The sequence below is a fragment of the Methylobacter sp. genome, assembly GCF_023227905.1.
GTDB lineage: Bacteria > Pseudomonadota > Gammaproteobacteria > Methylococcales > Methylomonadaceae > Methylobacter_A.
Genome location: NZ_JALOCF010000021.1, coordinates 26,013 through 40,916 on the forward strand (window position 1 = coordinate 26,013; position 14,904 = coordinate 40,916).

The 14,904-nt window shown below is 47.3% G+C and carries 21 protein-coding genes; 11 read left to right on the top strand and 10 right to left on the bottom strand.

The features are described from left to right. The first annotated feature begins 17 nt into the window (after nt 1-17). A complete protein-coding gene (locus tag M0R47_RS10320) occupies nt 18-392 on the top strand; it encodes a VOC family protein (RefSeq protein WP_292554060.1) in 375 nt (124 codons plus the stop codon). A gap of 6 nt (nt 393-398) precedes the next feature. Here the strand turns inward: M0R47_RS10320 and M0R47_RS10325 are convergent, their stop codons facing one another. The 3 genes from M0R47_RS10325 to M0R47_RS10335 all read right to left on the bottom strand — a co-directional run bounded on the left by M0R47_RS10325 (nt 399) and on the right by M0R47_RS10335 (nt 2,747). Next, nucleotides 399-674, bottom strand: coding sequence for a SemiSWEET transporter (locus M0R47_RS10325; RefSeq protein ID WP_292554062.1), 276 nt, complete (start codon nt 672-674; stop codon nt 399-401). Nucleotides 675-695: 21 nt separating this feature from the next. Next, complete coding sequence (locus tag M0R47_RS10330; RefSeq protein ID WP_292554065.1) at nt 696-911, bottom strand: DUF1289 domain-containing protein; 216 nt, start codon at nt 909-911, stop codon at nt 696-698. Nucleotides 912-1,067: 156 nt separating this feature from the next. Then, complete coding sequence (locus M0R47_RS10335) at nt 1,068-2,747, bottom strand: FapA family protein (protein WP_292554068.1); 1,680 nt, start codon at nt 2,745-2,747, stop codon at nt 1,068-1,070. A gap of 547 nt (nt 2,748-3,294) precedes the next feature. Here M0R47_RS10335 and hisB point away from each other — a divergent pair. From hisB to M0R47_RS10385, 10 genes are all read left to right on the top strand, one after another. Continuing rightward, nucleotides 3,295-3,888, top strand: a complete 594-nt coding sequence (gene hisB, locus M0R47_RS10340) for an imidazoleglycerol-phosphate dehydratase HisB (protein ID WP_292554070.1) — start codon at nt 3,295-3,297, stop codon at nt 3,886-3,888. 26 nt (nt 3,889-3,914) lie between these two features. Continuing rightward, nucleotides 3,915-4,559, top strand: a complete 645-nt coding sequence (gene hisH, locus M0R47_RS10345; protein WP_292554073.1) for an imidazole glycerol phosphate synthase subunit HisH — start codon at nt 3,915-3,917, stop codon at nt 4,557-4,559. A gap of 92 nt (nt 4,560-4,651) precedes the next feature. Continuing rightward, complete coding sequence (gene hisA, locus M0R47_RS10350; RefSeq protein WP_292554075.1) at nt 4,652-5,386, top strand: 1-(5-phosphoribosyl)-5-[(5-phosphoribosylamino)methylideneamino]imidazole-4-carboxamide isomerase; 735 nt, start codon at nt 4,652-4,654, stop codon at nt 5,384-5,386. Between the two features lie 2 nt (nt 5,387-5,388). After that, nucleotides 5,389-6,162 (top strand): imidazole glycerol phosphate synthase subunit HisF, encoded by a 774-nt coding sequence (gene hisF, locus M0R47_RS10355; protein WP_292554078.1) that lies wholly within the window; start codon nt 5,389-5,391, stop codon nt 6,160-6,162. Beyond that, on the top strand, nt 6,159-6,551 hold the full coding sequence (gene hisI, locus M0R47_RS10360; protein ID WP_292554081.1) for a phosphoribosyl-AMP cyclohydrolase: 393 nt from the start codon (nt 6,159-6,161) through the stop codon (nt 6,549-6,551). The genes hisF and hisI overlap by 4 nt, the downstream gene beginning before the upstream one ends. Then, nucleotides 6,548-6,865: a phosphoribosyl-ATP diphosphatase gene (locus M0R47_RS10365; protein WP_104424462.1), complete on the top strand. Its 318-nt coding sequence runs from the start codon at nt 6,548-6,550 to the stop codon at nt 6,863-6,865. Before hisI ends, M0R47_RS10365 begins: the two co-directional genes overlap by 4 nt. A 36-nt stretch (nt 6,866-6,901) precedes the next feature. Next, a complete protein-coding gene (gene tatA / locus M0R47_RS10370; RefSeq protein WP_292554088.1) occupies nt 6,902-7,114 on the top strand; it encodes a Sec-independent protein translocase subunit TatA in 213 nt (70 codons plus the stop codon). 5 nt (nt 7,115-7,119) lie between these two features. After that, nucleotides 7,120-7,482 (top strand): Sec-independent protein translocase protein TatB, encoded by a 363-nt coding sequence (gene tatB / locus M0R47_RS10375; protein ID WP_292554091.1) that lies wholly within the window; start codon nt 7,120-7,122, stop codon nt 7,480-7,482. Then, a complete protein-coding gene (gene tatC / locus M0R47_RS10380; RefSeq protein WP_292554094.1) occupies nt 7,469-8,281 on the top strand; it encodes a twin-arginine translocase subunit TatC in 813 nt (270 codons plus the stop codon). The genes tatB and tatC overlap by 14 nt, the downstream gene beginning before the upstream one ends. 340 nt (nt 8,282-8,621) lie before the next feature. Next, entirely contained in the window at nt 8,622-8,825 is a 204-nt protein-coding gene (locus tag M0R47_RS10385) for a cold-shock protein (protein WP_292554096.1), read from the top strand. A 71-nt stretch (nt 8,826-8,896) separates the two neighbouring features. Here the strand turns inward: M0R47_RS10385 and M0R47_RS10390 are convergent, their stop codons facing one another. The 7 genes from M0R47_RS10390 to M0R47_RS10420 all read right to left on the bottom strand — a co-directional run bounded on the left by M0R47_RS10390 (nt 8,897) and on the right by M0R47_RS10420 (nt 14,831). Further along, the gene (locus M0R47_RS10390) at nt 8,897-9,325 is read right to left on the bottom strand and encodes a TM2 domain-containing protein (protein ID WP_292554099.1); all 429 of its coding nucleotides are present in this window, start codon (nt 9,323-9,325) and stop codon (nt 8,897-8,899) included. A gap of 95 nt (nt 9,326-9,420) precedes the next feature. Then, entirely contained in the window at nt 9,421-9,864 is a 444-nt protein-coding gene (locus tag M0R47_RS10395) for a universal stress protein (protein WP_292554102.1), read from the bottom strand. Nucleotides 9,865-9,872: 8 nt separating this feature from the next. Beyond that, a complete protein-coding gene (locus M0R47_RS10400; protein ID WP_292554106.1) occupies nt 9,873-10,385 on the bottom strand; it encodes a hypothetical protein in 513 nt (170 codons plus the stop codon). An 83-nt stretch (nt 10,386-10,468) separates the two neighbouring features. Beyond that, nucleotides 10,469-12,352 (bottom strand): ATP-binding cassette domain-containing protein, encoded by a 1,884-nt coding sequence (locus M0R47_RS10405; protein ID WP_292554108.1) that lies wholly within the window; start codon nt 12,350-12,352, stop codon nt 10,469-10,471. Nucleotides 12,353-12,420: 68 nt separating this feature from the next. Then, nucleotides 12,421-12,819 (bottom strand): MAPEG family protein, encoded by a 399-nt coding sequence (locus M0R47_RS10410; protein ID WP_292554111.1) that lies wholly within the window; start codon nt 12,817-12,819, stop codon nt 12,421-12,423. A gap of 88 nt (nt 12,820-12,907) precedes the next feature. Further along, on the bottom strand, nt 12,908-13,438 hold the full coding sequence (locus tag M0R47_RS10415) for a YcxB family protein (RefSeq protein WP_292554114.1): 531 nt from the start codon (nt 13,436-13,438) through the stop codon (nt 12,908-12,910). An 85-nt stretch (nt 13,439-13,523) separates the two neighbouring features. Then, complete coding sequence (locus tag M0R47_RS10420; RefSeq protein ID WP_292554116.1) at nt 13,524-14,831, bottom strand: NAD(P)/FAD-dependent oxidoreductase; 1,308 nt, start codon at nt 14,829-14,831, stop codon at nt 13,524-13,526. Between the last annotated feature and the right edge of the window lie 73 nt (nt 14,832-14,904).

The following is a 14,904-nucleotide window of genomic DNA, read 5'->3' on the forward strand; positions in this document are numbered from 1 at the left end:
CTGTTTTGGATAGTCTAATGTCAAAATTTAATTTCACCATGCATCATGCCAGTCTCGTTGTTGCCGATACGACGGCATCGTTGAAATTTTACTGCGACATTCTTGACATGCCACAGACCGCCCGGCCGGATCTGGGTTTTCCCGGCGCCTGGTTACAATTGGGCGCTCAACAGATTCACTTGCTGGAACTTAAAAATCCTGACCCGACAACCGGCCGCCCCGAACATGGCGGGCGCGACCGGCATATTGCCTTAAGCGTGCCGGATCTGGAGCCGGTCCGGGAAGCGCTCGAACAAAACGGTATCGCCTACACCCTGAGCAAATCCGGCCGGAAAGCGCTATTTTGCCGTGATCCGGACGGCAATGCGCTGGAGATTCTTCAGCAGCTCTAAATTTGCCTAGGTTTTGTTGTTGCGAACTAAATTGTAGATTTTGAAGCTTAGTATCGACGCAGCCAACAGCAGCGTTATCGAGTTTGCAATGATGATGGCCATATCGCCGAGATGAATGCCGTAAATCAGCCAGCACAACACGCCCAAGGTAAAGGTGCTGTACATGCCCAGGGAAAGAGATTCGGTATCCCTGGTTTTTATTGTCAATACGGCCTGCGGCACGAATGAACCTGTGGTCAGTGTTGCGGCTAAATAGCCGATAATTTCAGGAGTGAATATCATAACTATTTGGGCGTAACGCCACTATTTTCCCGCCGCAGATTTCTTTAGCTTTTTCAGTACGCTTTGACCGATAGCGTTGGCAAAATCCTCAATATTTTCATACTCCTGCTCTTGGGCAAAATTCACTACCGCCATGACCAACTTTTTAGTTTCGGCTATTTCTTTGTGTGTTCGACCGCAGCCTTCACAGTGAGTTCCTTCGTAAGTACATTTATCAACGCATGGACTGAATTTCATGATATTTCCTCTAATGTTATAGCCTGTTCATAACGATAAATAAGCAGGCAAACTAAAATAAGCTACCCACTTTGAATATTTCAGGAATTTTACCACACCGAAAATAAGCAGTTACATCCCTTATCAATAATCACGCCCGGCTATAAATCTTCTATCTCAGTTTGATCCGTTGATGCTCAACATGGTATTGTCAAAATCAATTTCGCCCTCAACGATTCTAAAAACACCTTTGCCACGTTCTTCATTATTTTTCCAAATAGAATTTCCAATCTGGATTTCGGCACCGCAATGGACGGCTTCTTCCGCAATCACTTGAACGTGCTCGGCAAGGGTTATTTCCGACAGCAAATGGATGCGATCGGCATGAAGCTGAGCGCGGTCAACTTCGAGTTTTTCCCGGGTGTGAAAGAGCTTATTCAGTAAACCATTCTTGTCCTTTTCGGGATGCATTGAAATAAAAGCAATAATTTTTCTGATGTCCCCCTGCTCTTTTTCGTTCGCATCAATCTTGAGCTTAAACTTGTCTATCTTCGCCTGAAGGTAAGGGTTGAAACCCGCCCTGACCTTGGTTACAAAGCCGGCGCTTGAACCAATTATCGCTGTTTTTACCAAAGCGGGTGCACAGGTAATGCCGCCGATAATACGGCCTTTTTTCCCGCCTGATTTCCCCACCAAGATCCGATTAAGAGCGGTCAAATGGTTATGCATGGAGAATTCTTCAATGATGATATCGATGCCCGCATTCATAGAGACATTTTCGGCAAAACGCGCACTGATTGAACCTTTGCTGATAATTTTCGCGTTAAAGATGAGATCTTCGCTTGGATCGCCGCTCTGTTCACTATGGCCGATTACACCGCCTTTTATAACGACATTCCCACCCGCTTCAATTTCTGCCGCTTCGACGGTACCTCCCACGAACACATCTCCCGTCACGTGAATTTTCATCCCTTCCTTGACGTCGCCTTTAATATTGATAGTGCCATCGAAGCGCATATTGCCGGTTGAAATATCCACCTGCGGTAGAGCAATAGTAGGTTCCACCACAACACCATTAGGAACCAACTTTGGCTGACCAGCGATAGCTGCCAACAGCAGACTGTTATTATCAGGATCAAGCTCGTCATCCGAATCCAACTCTACACCTTGCAACCCCGAGGCAAACGGTATGTCCTGTCCGGGTTGAGGCATAACTACTTGTCCGGTAATGTCCCAGCCTTTTTCGCCCTCGGTGGGCGGAGTACGGCACATCAACGGATCGCCAGGCTTTACGACAATCAGCTGCCCAAGATCGCGGTAATTGACGATACCGCGCTCGTCTATTCGGGGTTTCCGTTCTCTTATTTGCGGTATCAGACTCTGAAACCGTGCGTCAATGCCACGTACAGGCTGCGCTCCTTGGGCGATGACACGTTCTGTGGCGTAGCCTTCTTTTAAGGCGGCCTCGATTTCATTCTTTATGATGCCCTTGACTACCCCTTTTTCCTGTAAAGCTTGCTGAATTTGAAGCAGACCGACTGGAGTTCCGCCATAGGGAGGGATTAAAGTAAGCTTGGCGGCCATTTTATCGTCATCGATTTTAAGTATACATATACCATCTCTGCGCTCACCGATTTCCAGCACAAAGCCTTCAGTAGCCTCGCTATACTTTTTTATCAAATCCGGGAGGGAGTTTTCATACAGAAACAGGCTGGACAAACCTTGTTCAGCCAGTGCATCTTTGATTATTGCTTTATCTAGCGGAGGTTTGCACTCGCACGCTTCAAATATTGCAAGCAACTTGCCGTCATCGACAAGCTTAAATGTCAGAACATCTGTAGGCGACTCATCATTCACAGCGTGCTCCTTGGAGAATTATTTCGGCCTTCAAGAATAAAGATATTAAGAAACCAGCCGTTTTTAATTATCTGATTATCAGCACCAATAAGAAGCGCTTTATGTTTAACTTAACCAAATACCCTAACTTTAAAGGTAGCACACTATTAAAAAACCACATTTAATAGCAGAAAAGGCAAAGGATAAACTTGTCCGCAATATGCGGGGAGTCGATTGTGCGATGGGTATGATGGGCTTTTATTCAAAAAAAAGTCCCAGAACACAAGGGTATGTGCTGGGACTAAAAGTCACCTGCTTGGTTGGCACTTTATTCCCTCCTTGGCAACATCTTGTTGAACTTTCTTAAAATCCATCTTCTCTTTTGGTGACATGGCTATTGTCTCAGAAAATAACCATAAAAAAAGCCAGCCAAAGCTGAATATGATGTACGCTCAAAATTACATATGCATCAAGGGCCGAGTAAGTTCGACAGTGCAAATAACAAACGCTGCAAAATCTTGCTTGGCATAGTAATATATTGCCAGTCTTTAATATAAGTAATACAAACATGGATCAACGTACAGCAGAAGTAGAGCGAAATACGCTTGAAACTCAAATTAAAATCAAAATTAACCTGGATGGTTCGGGTAAATCCTCGTTTTCAACCGGCGTACCTTTTCTTGAACACATGCTCGACCAGATTGCCAGACATGGCCTGATTGATATGGACATTGAAGCCAAGGGCGATTTGGATATTGATGACCACCACACGGTTGAAGACATCGGCATTACCTTAGGCCAAGCGTTTGCCAAGGCCATGCAAGACAAAAAAGGCATTTACCGCTACGGCCATGCCTATGTGCCGTTGGATGAAGCCTTATCGCGGGTTGTGATTGATTTTTCCGGACGCCCCGGATTATTTTATGAAGTTAAATACCCAAAGGCCATGATCGGCAGTTTTGACGTGGATTTGTTCCGCGAATTTTTCCAGGGCTTTGTCAATCATGCCGGAGTGAGTTTACATATCGACAATTTGAAAGGCGCAAATGCCCACCATGTTGCAGAAACCATCTTTAAAGCCATGGGCCGAGCCATACGCATGGCGATTACCGCCGACCCGCGTATGGCAGGCATGATGCCATCTACCAAGGGCACTCTTTAACCTCTAACTTTTAGCCTGTATTTCTTATGTCTTCTGTCGCTGTAATTGATTATGGAATGGGCAACCTGCACTCCATCGTAAAGGCCCTGCAACATGCAGCGCCTGAAGTCGATGTTGCGTGCGTGTCCGATGCCGACTCTATCCTCCGTGCTGACCGGGTGGTTTTTCCCGGTGTCGGTGCAATACGGGATTGTATGCAGGCACTCAATCAATCGGGCTTATCCGATGTTATCCAGCAGGTTGCCAAAAGCAAACCTTTGCTGGGAATTTGCTTAGGCATGCAGGCTTTATTGACCGATAGCGAAGAAAACGGCGGTATAAAATGCCTGGACGTTTTTCCCGGGCACGTTGCACATTTCCCTGAATCGCTAAAAGACAGCGACGGCAATTCGCTCAAAATTCCGCACATGGGCTGGAATCAGGTCCATCAACTGCAACACCATCCGTTATGGGAAAATATCCCCCAAGACAGCCGCTTTTATTTTGTTCATAGTTATTATGCGCAGCCGGATGATGCAGCGATAATGGCGGCGACTACACAATACCCGAATGCATTTACCTGCGCTTTGGCACAAGACAATATCTTTGCCGTACAATTTCACCCCGAAAAAAGCCAGGCCGTCGGCTTGCAGCTACTGAAAAATTTCATGCATTGGGATGGACAAGCGTAAGAATGGATTCAATTGTGCCTTCTAGGTATTTCGTCTTTGGGCGGACAATCCGCCTCTATAATAATTACATGCCGTTGAGGATTTTATAAGTTATGTTGCTAATACCTGCAATCGATTTGAAAGAGGGAAAATGTGTTCGTTTGCGTCAGGGACGAATGGATGATGATACGGTTTTTTCCGATGACCCGGTCGCCGTAGCCGGCAAGTGGGTTGCCGCCGGCGCAAAAAGAATTCATTTGGTAGACCTGGATGGCGCGTTTGCCGGAAAACCAAGAAATGCCGATGTGATTCATGCCATCGTCGAAGCCTACCCCAATGTACCGGTACAGATAGGCGGCGGTATTCGCGATGAAGAAACCATTCAGGCTTATCTTAACGCTGGCGTCGAATACGTCATTATCGGCACCAAGGCCGTTAATGAACCGCATTTTGTCAGGGATATGGCGCTGGAATATCCACGCCGCATCATCGTCGGACTGGATGCAAAAGACGGCAAAGTGGCTATTGACGGCTGGTCCAAATTATCCAAACACGACGTAATCGACATGGCTCAACATTTTGAGGAATACGGCGTAGAAGCCATTATCTACACCGATATTTCCAGAGACGGCATGATGTCTGGAGTTAATGTCGAAGCGACAGCCAGATTGGCGCGCGCGATCCGCATTCCCGTTATCGCTTCCGGCGGCATTACCAATATGGATGACATCAAAGCCTTGGGCGCTGCCGCAGGCGACGGTATTATGGGCGCCATTACCGGACGGGCCATTTACGAAGGCACGCTGGATTTTGAAGCGGCCGAAAAATTAGCGGAATCATTCGAATAACCATGAGCTTAGCCAAACGCATTATCCCCTGTTTGGATGTCGATAATGGCCGCGTCGTTAAAGGCGTAAAATTTGTCGATATCCGCGATGCCGGCGATCCCGTAGAAATTGCCCGACGTTATGATCGCGAAGGCGCTGACGAAATCACTTTTCTGGATATTACCGCCACGCACGATAACAGGGACACCATTGTCCATGTCGTTGAGCAGGTGGCCGGCGAAGTCTTTATTCCGCTGACGGTCGGCGGCGGTATCCGGACTTTGGAAGACATACGCCGTATGCTTAACGCGGGGGCCGATAAAGTCGGCATTAACAGCGCCGCGGTTGCAAATCCGGAATTTGTCCGTGACGCAGCTGAGCGTTTCGGCTCGCAATGCATCGTAGTAGCCATAGACGCTAAAAAAGTCAGCCAGCCAGGCGAAGCCAATCGATGGGAAATTTTTACGCACGGCGGGCGTAAACCCACCGGCATTGATGCCATTGCATGGGCAAAGAAAATGGTCGGCTATGGTGCCGGGGAAATCCTGTTAACCAGCATGGATCGGGACGGAACCCGTGAAGGTTTTGATTTGCCGCTAACCCGCGCTATCAGCGAGGCGGTGACGGTACCAGTCATTGCATCCGGCGGCGTTGGCAATTTGGATCATTTGGCCGATGGTATTCTTGAAGGCAAGGCTGATGCGGTATTGGCCGCCAGCATTTTCCACTTTGCCGAATACACCATTGAACAGGCCAAACAGCGCATGGCCTCGCGCGGCATAGAGGTACGCCTGTGAACGCCTCCTGGCTGGACGAGATCCGCTGGACCGGCGACGGCTTGGTGCCGGTTATCGCTCAACAAGCGGAAACCGGAAAAATATTAATGTTCGCCTGGATGAATCGCGAGTCATTGGCTTTAACCGTTGCAGAAGGTTATGCGGTTTACTGGTCAAGGTCACGCGGAAAGTTATGGCGCAAAGGCGAAGAATCCGGGCACAGGCAGAAAGTGCTAGGTATCGCTCTGGATTGCGATGAGGACGTCATTTTGCTTAAAATTGAACAAGAAGGCGGCATTGCCTGCCATACCGGCCGGGAAAGCTGTTTTTATCGCAGCCTGGTTGATGGTCAATGGCAAAGCGTAGAACCGGTTTTAAAAGATCCTGAAGCTATTTATAGAAAATCATGAGCGATGTATTACAACAGCTGGCACAAATTCTGGAACAGCGTAAACTGGAATCTGCCGATAAATCTTATGTCGCCAGTCTGTATGCCAAGGGACTGGACAGCATACTGAAAAAGATCGGCGAAGAAGCCACAGAAACCGTTATTGCCGCCAAAGACGGCGATAAAAAACAGATTATTTATGAAACCGCCGATTTGTGGTTTCATTGCATGGTGTTGCTGGCCGATCAGGGACTGGGACCGGATGATGTATTGCAGGAACTGCAACGTCGTTTCGGTTTGTCCGGCCTTGAAGAAAAGGCGCAACGTAACAAATAATGACTTTGCTTGGCAAGGTCTCCATTGGAGTTAGAAATGGGTCTTAGCGTTACTCACTTATTAGTTGTATTAGCCATCGTCATTGTTGTATTCGGCACCAAGCGTCTACGCAATATAGGTTCCGATCTGGGCGGAGCCATCAAAGGCTTTCGCACAGCCATGAAGGAAGGCGAAGAAGACAAGCCCGCCGAAGATAAAAGTGAAACCATCGAAGGCGAAGTCACTTCCAAAAAAGACGATAAAGATTAACACCTATGTTTGATGTAGGATTCTCGGAACTTTGCCTGATCGGCCTGGTCAGCTTATTGGTGATAGGTCCTGAAAGATTGCCCAAAGTAGCTAGGGTTGTCGGGTTCTGGCTAGGCAAGACGCGCCATATGGTGGCTTCCGTCAAGGAAGAAATCAAGATGGAACTGCATGCCGAAGAAATGCGCCAGATATTTAAAGAGCAGTCCGGCTTGCCGGAAGTTCAGCAAATAATGGATGAAACCTCTAACACCCTGAAATCCACGATTTCAGAGGCGCAGGACAATCTGGATACAAGGGCGGTTACCGACCCAGAACAACATAAGGAGTCGTTACCGACATCCAAAGCCGAACAGCATGAGCCAAAATAACTTTGACGGAGGCGGAGAACTGCCTTTTATCAGCCACCTCATTGAATTGCGCAACCGGTTGCTGCGTATAGTTTTTTTCGTATTAGCGGTATTTTTGGGGTTGGCTTTCTACGCTAACGAAATTTACACCCTGCTAGCCGAACCCTTGCTAAAGTACATGCCTAAAAATAGCACGATGATCGCTATTGATGTGGCCTCCCCTTTTTTCACGCCGTTTAAATTGGCGCTACTACTCTCGATTTTTATTTCCGTTCCCTTTATTCTTTACCAGTTCTGGGCATTTGTAGCACCAGGCTTGTATAAACGGGAACGGCGGATGATTTTGCCGTTGCTGGTCGCCAGCACGCTACTGTTTTACATAGGCGTGGCTTTTGCCTACTTCGTGGTTTTCCCACTGGTTTTTAAATTTTTGGCTGCCGCCGCACCCGATGGAGTAGCGGTAATGACCGATATTGCCAAGTATCTGGATTTTGTTTTAGCCATGTTTTTTGCGTTTGGCGTATGCTTTGAAGTGCCGATATTCACCATCGTATTGGTTTGGACCGGCATGGTAACTCCGGCTGATCTTGCCGACAAACGCCCTTATGTGGTCGTCGGCGCGTTTATCGTAGGGGCCGTTTTAACCCCTCCCGATGCCCTCTCGCAAACCTTGTTGGCGGTGCCGATGTGGATGTTGTTCGAATTGGGATTGTTATGTTCAAAGCTTTTTGTGCCTAAGTCCGATAATGATTATCAAACACCCGATAATCTCAAAACGGAAGCCCGGCTGAATAAAATTGAACAGCAAGAAGATGAATAATTATCGCCCATGCGTTTGGACGGTCATCAGCATATTGATCAATAAATTATAAATTTCTTTACTCTGGCTTTATATATTGCTAGTAGCGCTATGTCAGCGTTGAGCGGGTAAATATCGCAGTTTATTTCTCCTCTCTGTACCACGGCATCCAGCCTCAATTCTTTAGCAGCGCGCGGCTTTTTTATACAATCTGCTGATGACAGTATCATAAAAAAAACAGTACAATACCCCAAGTCAGAAAACAGATGTTGAGTTAAGGGATTCCTAAATTGTTAGGTTGTCCGGTTATCAATGTTGTAGTTCTGTGTTAACCGTAAGTTTTTATTTTAGGAGTTTCAAAATGGCAACAGGCACCGTAAAGTGGTTTAACAACACGAAAGGTTTTGGTTTTATTGCACCTGCTGATGGCGGCGAAGACGTTTTTGTTCATCATTCAGTTATTCAAGGCGAAGGATTTAAAACTCTGACTGAGGGCGACACAGTCTCTTTTGATATTGAATCAGGTCCAAAAGGCTTAACTGCGGTTAATGTTAGTTCCAAATAAGGAATAAGCAGCTTTAAAAAAGCCCTTGTGACAACTTCACAAGGGCTTTTTTTTGTCTTGCTGTTTTTAAGCTATTTTAAAGGACGATCTTTAGCATCTTTGTTGATCTGTCCGCCAAAAAGCAGAATGCCTTCGATAAAACCCCAGAGCGCCGCAAACCCGGGCAGTCCGGTTACATAAAGTATCACTGTCAGCATTAACTGTATAAAGGCCATTTTATAAAAGCCCAAATAAAGCCTATGTATCCCTGTCCATCCTAAAAACAATGCCAGCACAGAGGCCAAGTATTTATATTTAACGGCTTTAGGCGGCTCCAAATATGCGCCCACCAGATTAATATTGCGTGCAAATGTACCTTCGGCGTCAAAGCTAACATCATCGCCTTCTTCCGGCGGCACGTCCGCAATCCATCCGTCTAAATGAAACGTAAACAACTCTTTCTCCGTTTTTATCACCCCGGTTTGCGTATCGGGATCATAACTTTCAATCTGTCCAATCATTTACTATCTACCTTTAAAATTAGAACGCCCATAGGCCGCCATTTATAACCGTCAGGATACAAGTACCCTATGAATACTACAGCACCAGTACCAAATCACTCATTTTGCAATCGCACGGCTAAAACATCACACAGCGCGTGATGCAACACGCCGTTTGCGGTCGACCCCAGCAACAGCGCGAAACCATGCCGACCGTGTGAGCCGACCACGATCAAATCCACCTCGTTTTCCTCTGCAACCCTGATTATTTCCAATTTAGGGCTGCCCGTTTCCATCCATCGACAATCTTCAGCAATATTAAGTTTGTCAGCCAAGTTGGCCAGTCTCTTTTTTGCCGATGCCATTAACTCGGCAGTTAAATCAAGATCAAAAGGGATCGTTGATCCATAAGCCGCATCGGTAATCAGCAAATTATCCATTACATGCACAATACTCAGTTTTGCCTGGTATCTCTCGGCTAAATCTTTCGCTCTGGTGGCAACAGCTTCGCCATGCTCGGAAAAGTCAGCCGCCAGTAATATGTGTTTATAGCTTTCCATGATCCCTCCTATTTAACACCGGCAACTTCAGGAAACAACAAAGCTATCACCTGATAAGATCCCAGTATGTATAAAAATGCCAAGCCTAAACTAAAAGTCCAGGTTTGTCCCAACGCATTGCGAAAAATATGTCCTGTAACCAGCCAATGCCAAGCCATTAAAACCATCGTTACCGCAAATACCAATAAAGAGCCTGTTCCGATTGCCATTGAAGCTATCGCCGGCAGGGCAAAAAAACTAATCAATGCATCAGTACCCAATAAGGCGCCGCTTGTTTGGTAAAATCGCTCCGGCTTTCGGCCTACATATAACATCAGCCAACTAAATCCGACGATCAACAAAGCGGAAACAACAGACTGTAACAGTGAGTTAAGCCGGTCCGTATGGATATTTATCATTAAGAAACTGACGACAACATCACCAACAACTAACAGCCGCCATACCCATACTGAAAATGGCAAGTCCTGCGGCCCCTTTTTAAACAGGCAGATATCAAATAACAGTTTTATGATCTCGAACATGGTTTTTCCTGCTATGCGTGGGTCTTGATCATACGACTTGCTCAGAGAGCGACCAACCGGTCGGCCTGCACAGACCGTTTTCATTATTGCGCCGCTTGAATATTTTCTTCAGCCTCCATCCAGGCCGCTTCCGCCTCATCCAAAGCCTTGTCGACGTTTACTTTGCGTTCCATCAGCTTTTTTAACTGCTCTTTTTCCGATTCCGCATAAATGGCAGGATCAGCCAGTTGCTGTTCCAGTTGCCGCTGTTCATTATGGTATTTTTCAACGGCGATTTCAGCTTTTTTAAGCGCATCAAATAAAGGCTTATGTTTTTGTCTGCGCTCTGCATCCAGCTTTCTTTGATCTTTTCGCGATACCGTCGACACAGCTTCAGCAACGGTTTTTTCTTCGCCTTTTTTCTGCTCCGTCAGCCATAGCCGGTAGTCTTCAAGATCGCCATCGAAAGGCTGTACCTGGCCGCCGGACACCAATAATAACTGATCGGTTACCGAGCGCAATAAATGCCGATCATGCGAAACGACCACTATCGCGCCTTCATAATCCTGCAAGGCGACGCTCAGAGCATGACGCATCTCCAGATCCAGATGGTTAGTCGGCTCATCCAGCAGCAGCAGGTTCGGATTTTGATAAACCAGCAGCGCCAACACCAAACGCGCTTTTTCGCCGCCGGAAAAGGGTTTGACAGCCTCCAGCACTTTGTCGCCGCAAAAATCGAAACCGCCCAGGAAATTCCGTAAATCCTTTTCGGTCGCCTGCTTGTCGAGTTGCTGCAAATGCCACAACGGGCTTTCATCAATGCGCAGTTGCTCCAGTTGATGCTGGGCAAAATAGCCTATTTTTAACGCTTCCGCTTCATTCCTATTGCCGGATAATGGCTGCATATCGCCTGCCAGTACCTTGATCAAGCTGGACTTGCCCGCGCCATTCGGACCGAGCAGGCCGATACGGTCGCCCGGCGATATGGACAGCCCCGCCTGCTTAATCACGCAGGTTTGCCCGTAGCCGATGTCGACCTTATCCAGCGTTAACAAAGGATTAGGCATTTTTCCCGGCTTGGCGAAGCTGAAATCAAACGGCGAATCGACATGCGCTTGAGCGATCAGCTCCATGCGCTCCAGGGCCTTGATCCGGCTTTGCGCTTGCCTTGCTTTAGTCGCTTGCGCCTTGAAGCGGTTAACAAAGCTCTGCATATGGGCGATTTCGCGTTGCTGCTTTAGATAAGACGACTGCTGTTGCGCAAGCTTTTCGGCACGCATCCGTTCGAAAGCCGAATAGTTGCCGCTATAAATTTCGGCCTTGTTCTGCTCGATATGCACGATATGGTCGGCGATGGTGTCCAGAAAATCCCGGTCATGAGAAATCAGCAACAAAGTACCGGGATATTTGCAAAGCCAGTCCTGCAACCAAATCACCGCATCAAGATCCAGATGGTTGGTCGGCTCATCAAGCAATAATACATCCGAGCGGCACATCAAGGCCTGGGCCAGATTAAGCCGCATCCGCCAGCCGCCGGAAAACGAGTTGACGGCATTGTTTTCCTGATCCGAGCTGAATCCCAAACCGTTCATTAAGCGTGAAGCCCTGGCCTGTGCACTATAACCGCCGATAACGTCCAACGCGGCATGCAATTCGGCCTGTTTTAGCCCGTCATCGGCCTGTTCGGCAGCGAGCAGCTGGGCTTGCAAGCGTCTTAACGGCTGATCGCCGTCAATGACATAATCGATAGCAGAGCGGTCGACGGCAGGCGTTTCCTGGGCAACGTGAGCAATTTCCAGCCCCGGGGGCATCGAAAAATCGCCCTCGTCCAAATGCAGGTCGCCTCTGACCAGCGCAAAAAAACTGGACTTGCCCGCGCCGTTTGCGCCGGTAAAACCCACTTTTTGGCCTTTGTGAATGGTGAACGAAGAGTTGGCAAACAACACCCGCACACCACGGCGAAGGGTTATATTTCTAAAATTTAACATTGAAGTTCAAGGTGAAAATTTTCAGTTCGTAGATTGATGTTTGATATCAACCAAAGCAGACGTAATTGCTAAAGTTTAAGCGCCCCGGCAAACGCTGGGAATAACAATAATATATTCAGTATCGCCAAGCCGATTAACAGATAGATTGTTATCTGCATGCCCAATACTCTTTTCTTTAAGTTCTTTGCGGGAAGCCCCATAGCATGCAATATTCGGCCGGTTAACAACGTGGCACCCAATATATGAATCAATATTTTCGGCGCCCCGTTTAACTCGAGCATTAATAAAAGCATTAACGCTATCGGAATATATTCCACTGCATTTGAATGAGCGCGGATCGCTAACTGTAAGGCCTCATTTCCGCCATCACCAACACTGACCCGGTTTTTTCTGCGAAGTTTTATTACCGAAAGAGAGAGTCTTACTATTAATAATGCTGATAATGATGCATATATTGCCGTAATCATGGCTTTTTACTTTATAGAAAATTATTACGCTATCAATACGGGAATCGATATGAGCGGCAAAAGCCGTCCATATCGTATCTTCGGGTTTCTACGCAAACCGCTCAATCATCTTTTCCGCCTGCTCGGCAAATTGCTCAAGATTACCTTTTTTGACAGTCTCTACCGGAATTACCAACGCAGTGCTTAAGTTGATATAGATATATACATAGCGTTTACCGTATTCCACCCTGACCAGCTCGCCCCAAGCCATTTTATGCTTGCCGCTGGGCGATTTTTCCAGCAGGTAGTTGGGATTGGCGGGGTCAATGCTCAACGTATAAGTGCCGAACATATTGACCTTTTCTTTAGGGGTATAGTTTTTGAGTATCTGCCTGCGCAAATCCAGCATCATTATTTTTGGCGAAAGCAATGCCCATAGCACCGCAATAACAACAATGTATCCCGCTGACTTCATATCCTGATAGTAGAAGTAATAAAACGAACCGATCAGCCCCATAATGCCCGGCACTATCCAACGGTTTTTCCTGATATTGCTTTGTATCTCTTCATTTCTCATGAATTGCATTTCATTAAAATGGATTAAATCTTCTTCGCGGAATTCGTATTCAATTTCAAACATGTCTTTGGTCTTTGTAAATGGTTATAAAAATAGTTATGTAGGTAATTAAGAGTTAAATAAAAACGGGCACGGACACATAAAAGCTCTAATGCATTTTTATTTTTGCATGAGCGCTACGTCTGAATAAATTGGAAAGCGTCAGCATTGCCGTCCTAAAATAACCATGTACAGCCACCTGATGCATTTTATACAAGGACAGATAAACCACCCTGGCGATAAATCCCCCAACACTGACCGAGCCCATCAGATTGCCCATCAAATTGCCGACCGTGGTGTATTTGCCCAATGCCACCAGCGACCCATAGTCGAGGTAGACATACTTCACCGGCTTGCCGCCCCGCAACCGGTTGGTTATCGATTTGCTCAACGTCGATGCCTGTTGATGCGCTGCCTGCGCTCTCGGCGGCACATTGGCACCATGGCCCGGCCAAGGGCAGGCCGCGCAATCGCCGATGGCAAAAATATCATCGTCGCTGGTTTTTAAGGTCTTATCGACCACCAGCTGATTAATCCTGTTAACTTCCAGCCCATCCAGATTTTGCATCCAATCCGGCGCCTTAATGCCCGCCGACCAGACTTTAAGGTCCGCCGGTATCATCTCGCCATCATGGGTATGAACCCCTTCCTTGGTGACCTCGATCACCCGGCGGCCGAGCTTAAGGTCAATGCCCAGCTTGACCAGCTGCTGTTGCGTGGCATTGGCTAATTTGACCGGCAATGCGGGCAACAATTGATTAGCCGCTTCGATAATGGTCAATTTCACATCGCTGGACTCATCCAGGCCGTAAACCGCCAGCAGATCGGTTACCTCGTGCAATTGCGCCGACAACTCGACGCCGGTAGCTCCCGCGCCAATGATAACGATAGACAGGGTCTTATCGTCGGCATGACTCTTGCCGGCATGGCTTTTGATATACGATTCAACCAACTGCTTTTGAAACTTAAAAGCCTGTGCGGTGGTGTCCAGGAACAAACAGTGTTCAGCGACGCCCTTAATATTAAAGGTGTTGCTGATACTGCCGACCGACATTACCAGTGTATCGTAACTGAACGTCCGCCTGGGGATTAATTCTTCGCCGCTGTCGCTCAGCGTGGGACTGACATAAATTTCCTTTTTCTGCCGATTCAAGCCCTCCATCCTACCCAGCCTGAAGCGAAAATGATTCCGGTGCGCCTGGGCGAGATATTCAGTCTGTTCGGATTCATCCAAGGTACCTGCTGCCACTTCATGCAACAGCGGCTTCCAGATATGCGTTGGCGATGCGTCCAGCAACATGACCTCAGCTCGGCCTTTTTTGCCTAATTTTTTACCCAGACTGGTAGCAAGCTCAAGACCCGCCGCGCCGCCGCCAACGATCACTATTTTGTGTTTTTCATTATTCTTATCGGTCATCGCCCCCTCCTCAATTATCTTTGTACTATAGCATTATATCGAATCAACCCCATTGTGACCGGTTGAAGCTTTT

What these genes read in the sequence shown, in the direction of transcription:
- M0R47_RS10320 (WP_292554060.1), top strand. Translation starts at nt 18, where the DNA reads ATGTCAAAATTTAATTTCACCATGCATCATGCCAGTCTCGTTGTTGCC.
- M0R47_RS10325 (WP_292554062.1), bottom strand. Translation starts at nt 674, where the DNA reads ATGATATTCACTCCTGAAATTATCGGCTATTTAGCCGCAACACTGACC.
- M0R47_RS10330 (WP_292554065.1), bottom strand. Translation starts at nt 911, where the DNA reads ATGAAATTCAGTCCATGCGTTGATAAATGTACTTACGAAGGAACTCAC.
- hisB (WP_292554070.1), top strand. Translation starts at nt 3,295, where the DNA reads ATGGATCAACGTACAGCAGAAGTAGAGCGAAATACGCTTGAAACTCAA.
- hisH (WP_292554073.1), top strand. Translation starts at nt 3,915, where the DNA reads ATGTCTTCTGTCGCTGTAATTGATTATGGAATGGGCAACCTGCACTCC.
- hisA (WP_292554075.1), top strand. Translation starts at nt 4,652, where the DNA reads ATGTTGCTAATACCTGCAATCGATTTGAAAGAGGGAAAATGTGTTCGT.
- hisF (WP_292554078.1), top strand. Translation starts at nt 5,389, where the DNA reads ATGAGCTTAGCCAAACGCATTATCCCCTGTTTGGATGTCGATAATGGC.
- M0R47_RS10365 (WP_104424462.1), top strand. Translation starts at nt 6,548, where the DNA reads ATGAGCGATGTATTACAACAGCTGGCACAAATTCTGGAACAGCGTAAA.
- tatA (WP_292554088.1), top strand. Translation starts at nt 6,902, where the DNA reads ATGGGTCTTAGCGTTACTCACTTATTAGTTGTATTAGCCATCGTCATT.
- tatB (WP_292554091.1), top strand. Translation starts at nt 7,120, where the DNA reads ATGTTTGATGTAGGATTCTCGGAACTTTGCCTGATCGGCCTGGTCAGC.
- tatC (WP_292554094.1), top strand. Translation starts at nt 7,469, where the DNA reads ATGAGCCAAAATAACTTTGACGGAGGCGGAGAACTGCCTTTTATCAGC.
- M0R47_RS10385 (WP_292554096.1), top strand. Translation starts at nt 8,622, where the DNA reads ATGGCAACAGGCACCGTAAAGTGGTTTAACAACACGAAAGGTTTTGGT.
- M0R47_RS10390 (WP_292554099.1), bottom strand. Translation starts at nt 9,325, where the DNA reads ATGATTGGACAGATTGAAAGTTATGATCCCGATACGCAAACCGGGGTG.
- M0R47_RS10395 (WP_292554102.1), bottom strand. Translation starts at nt 9,864, where the DNA reads ATGGAAAGCTATAAACACATATTACTGGCGGCTGACTTTTCCGAGCAT.
- M0R47_RS10400 (WP_292554106.1), bottom strand. Translation starts at nt 10,385, where the DNA reads ATGTTCGAGATCATAAAACTGTTATTTGATATCTGCCTGTTTAAAAAG.
- M0R47_RS10405 (WP_292554108.1), bottom strand. Translation starts at nt 12,352, where the DNA reads ATGTTAAATTTTAGAAATATAACCCTTCGCCGTGGTGTGCGGGTGTTG.
- M0R47_RS10410 (WP_292554111.1), bottom strand. Translation starts at nt 12,819, where the DNA reads ATGATTACGGCAATATATGCATCATTATCAGCATTATTAATAGTAAGA.
- M0R47_RS10415 (WP_292554114.1), bottom strand. Translation starts at nt 13,438, where the DNA reads ATGTTTGAAATTGAATACGAATTCCGCGAAGAAGATTTAATCCATTTT.
- M0R47_RS10420 (WP_292554116.1), bottom strand. Translation starts at nt 14,831, where the DNA reads ATGACCGATAAGAATAATGAAAAACACAAAATAGTGATCGTTGGCGGC.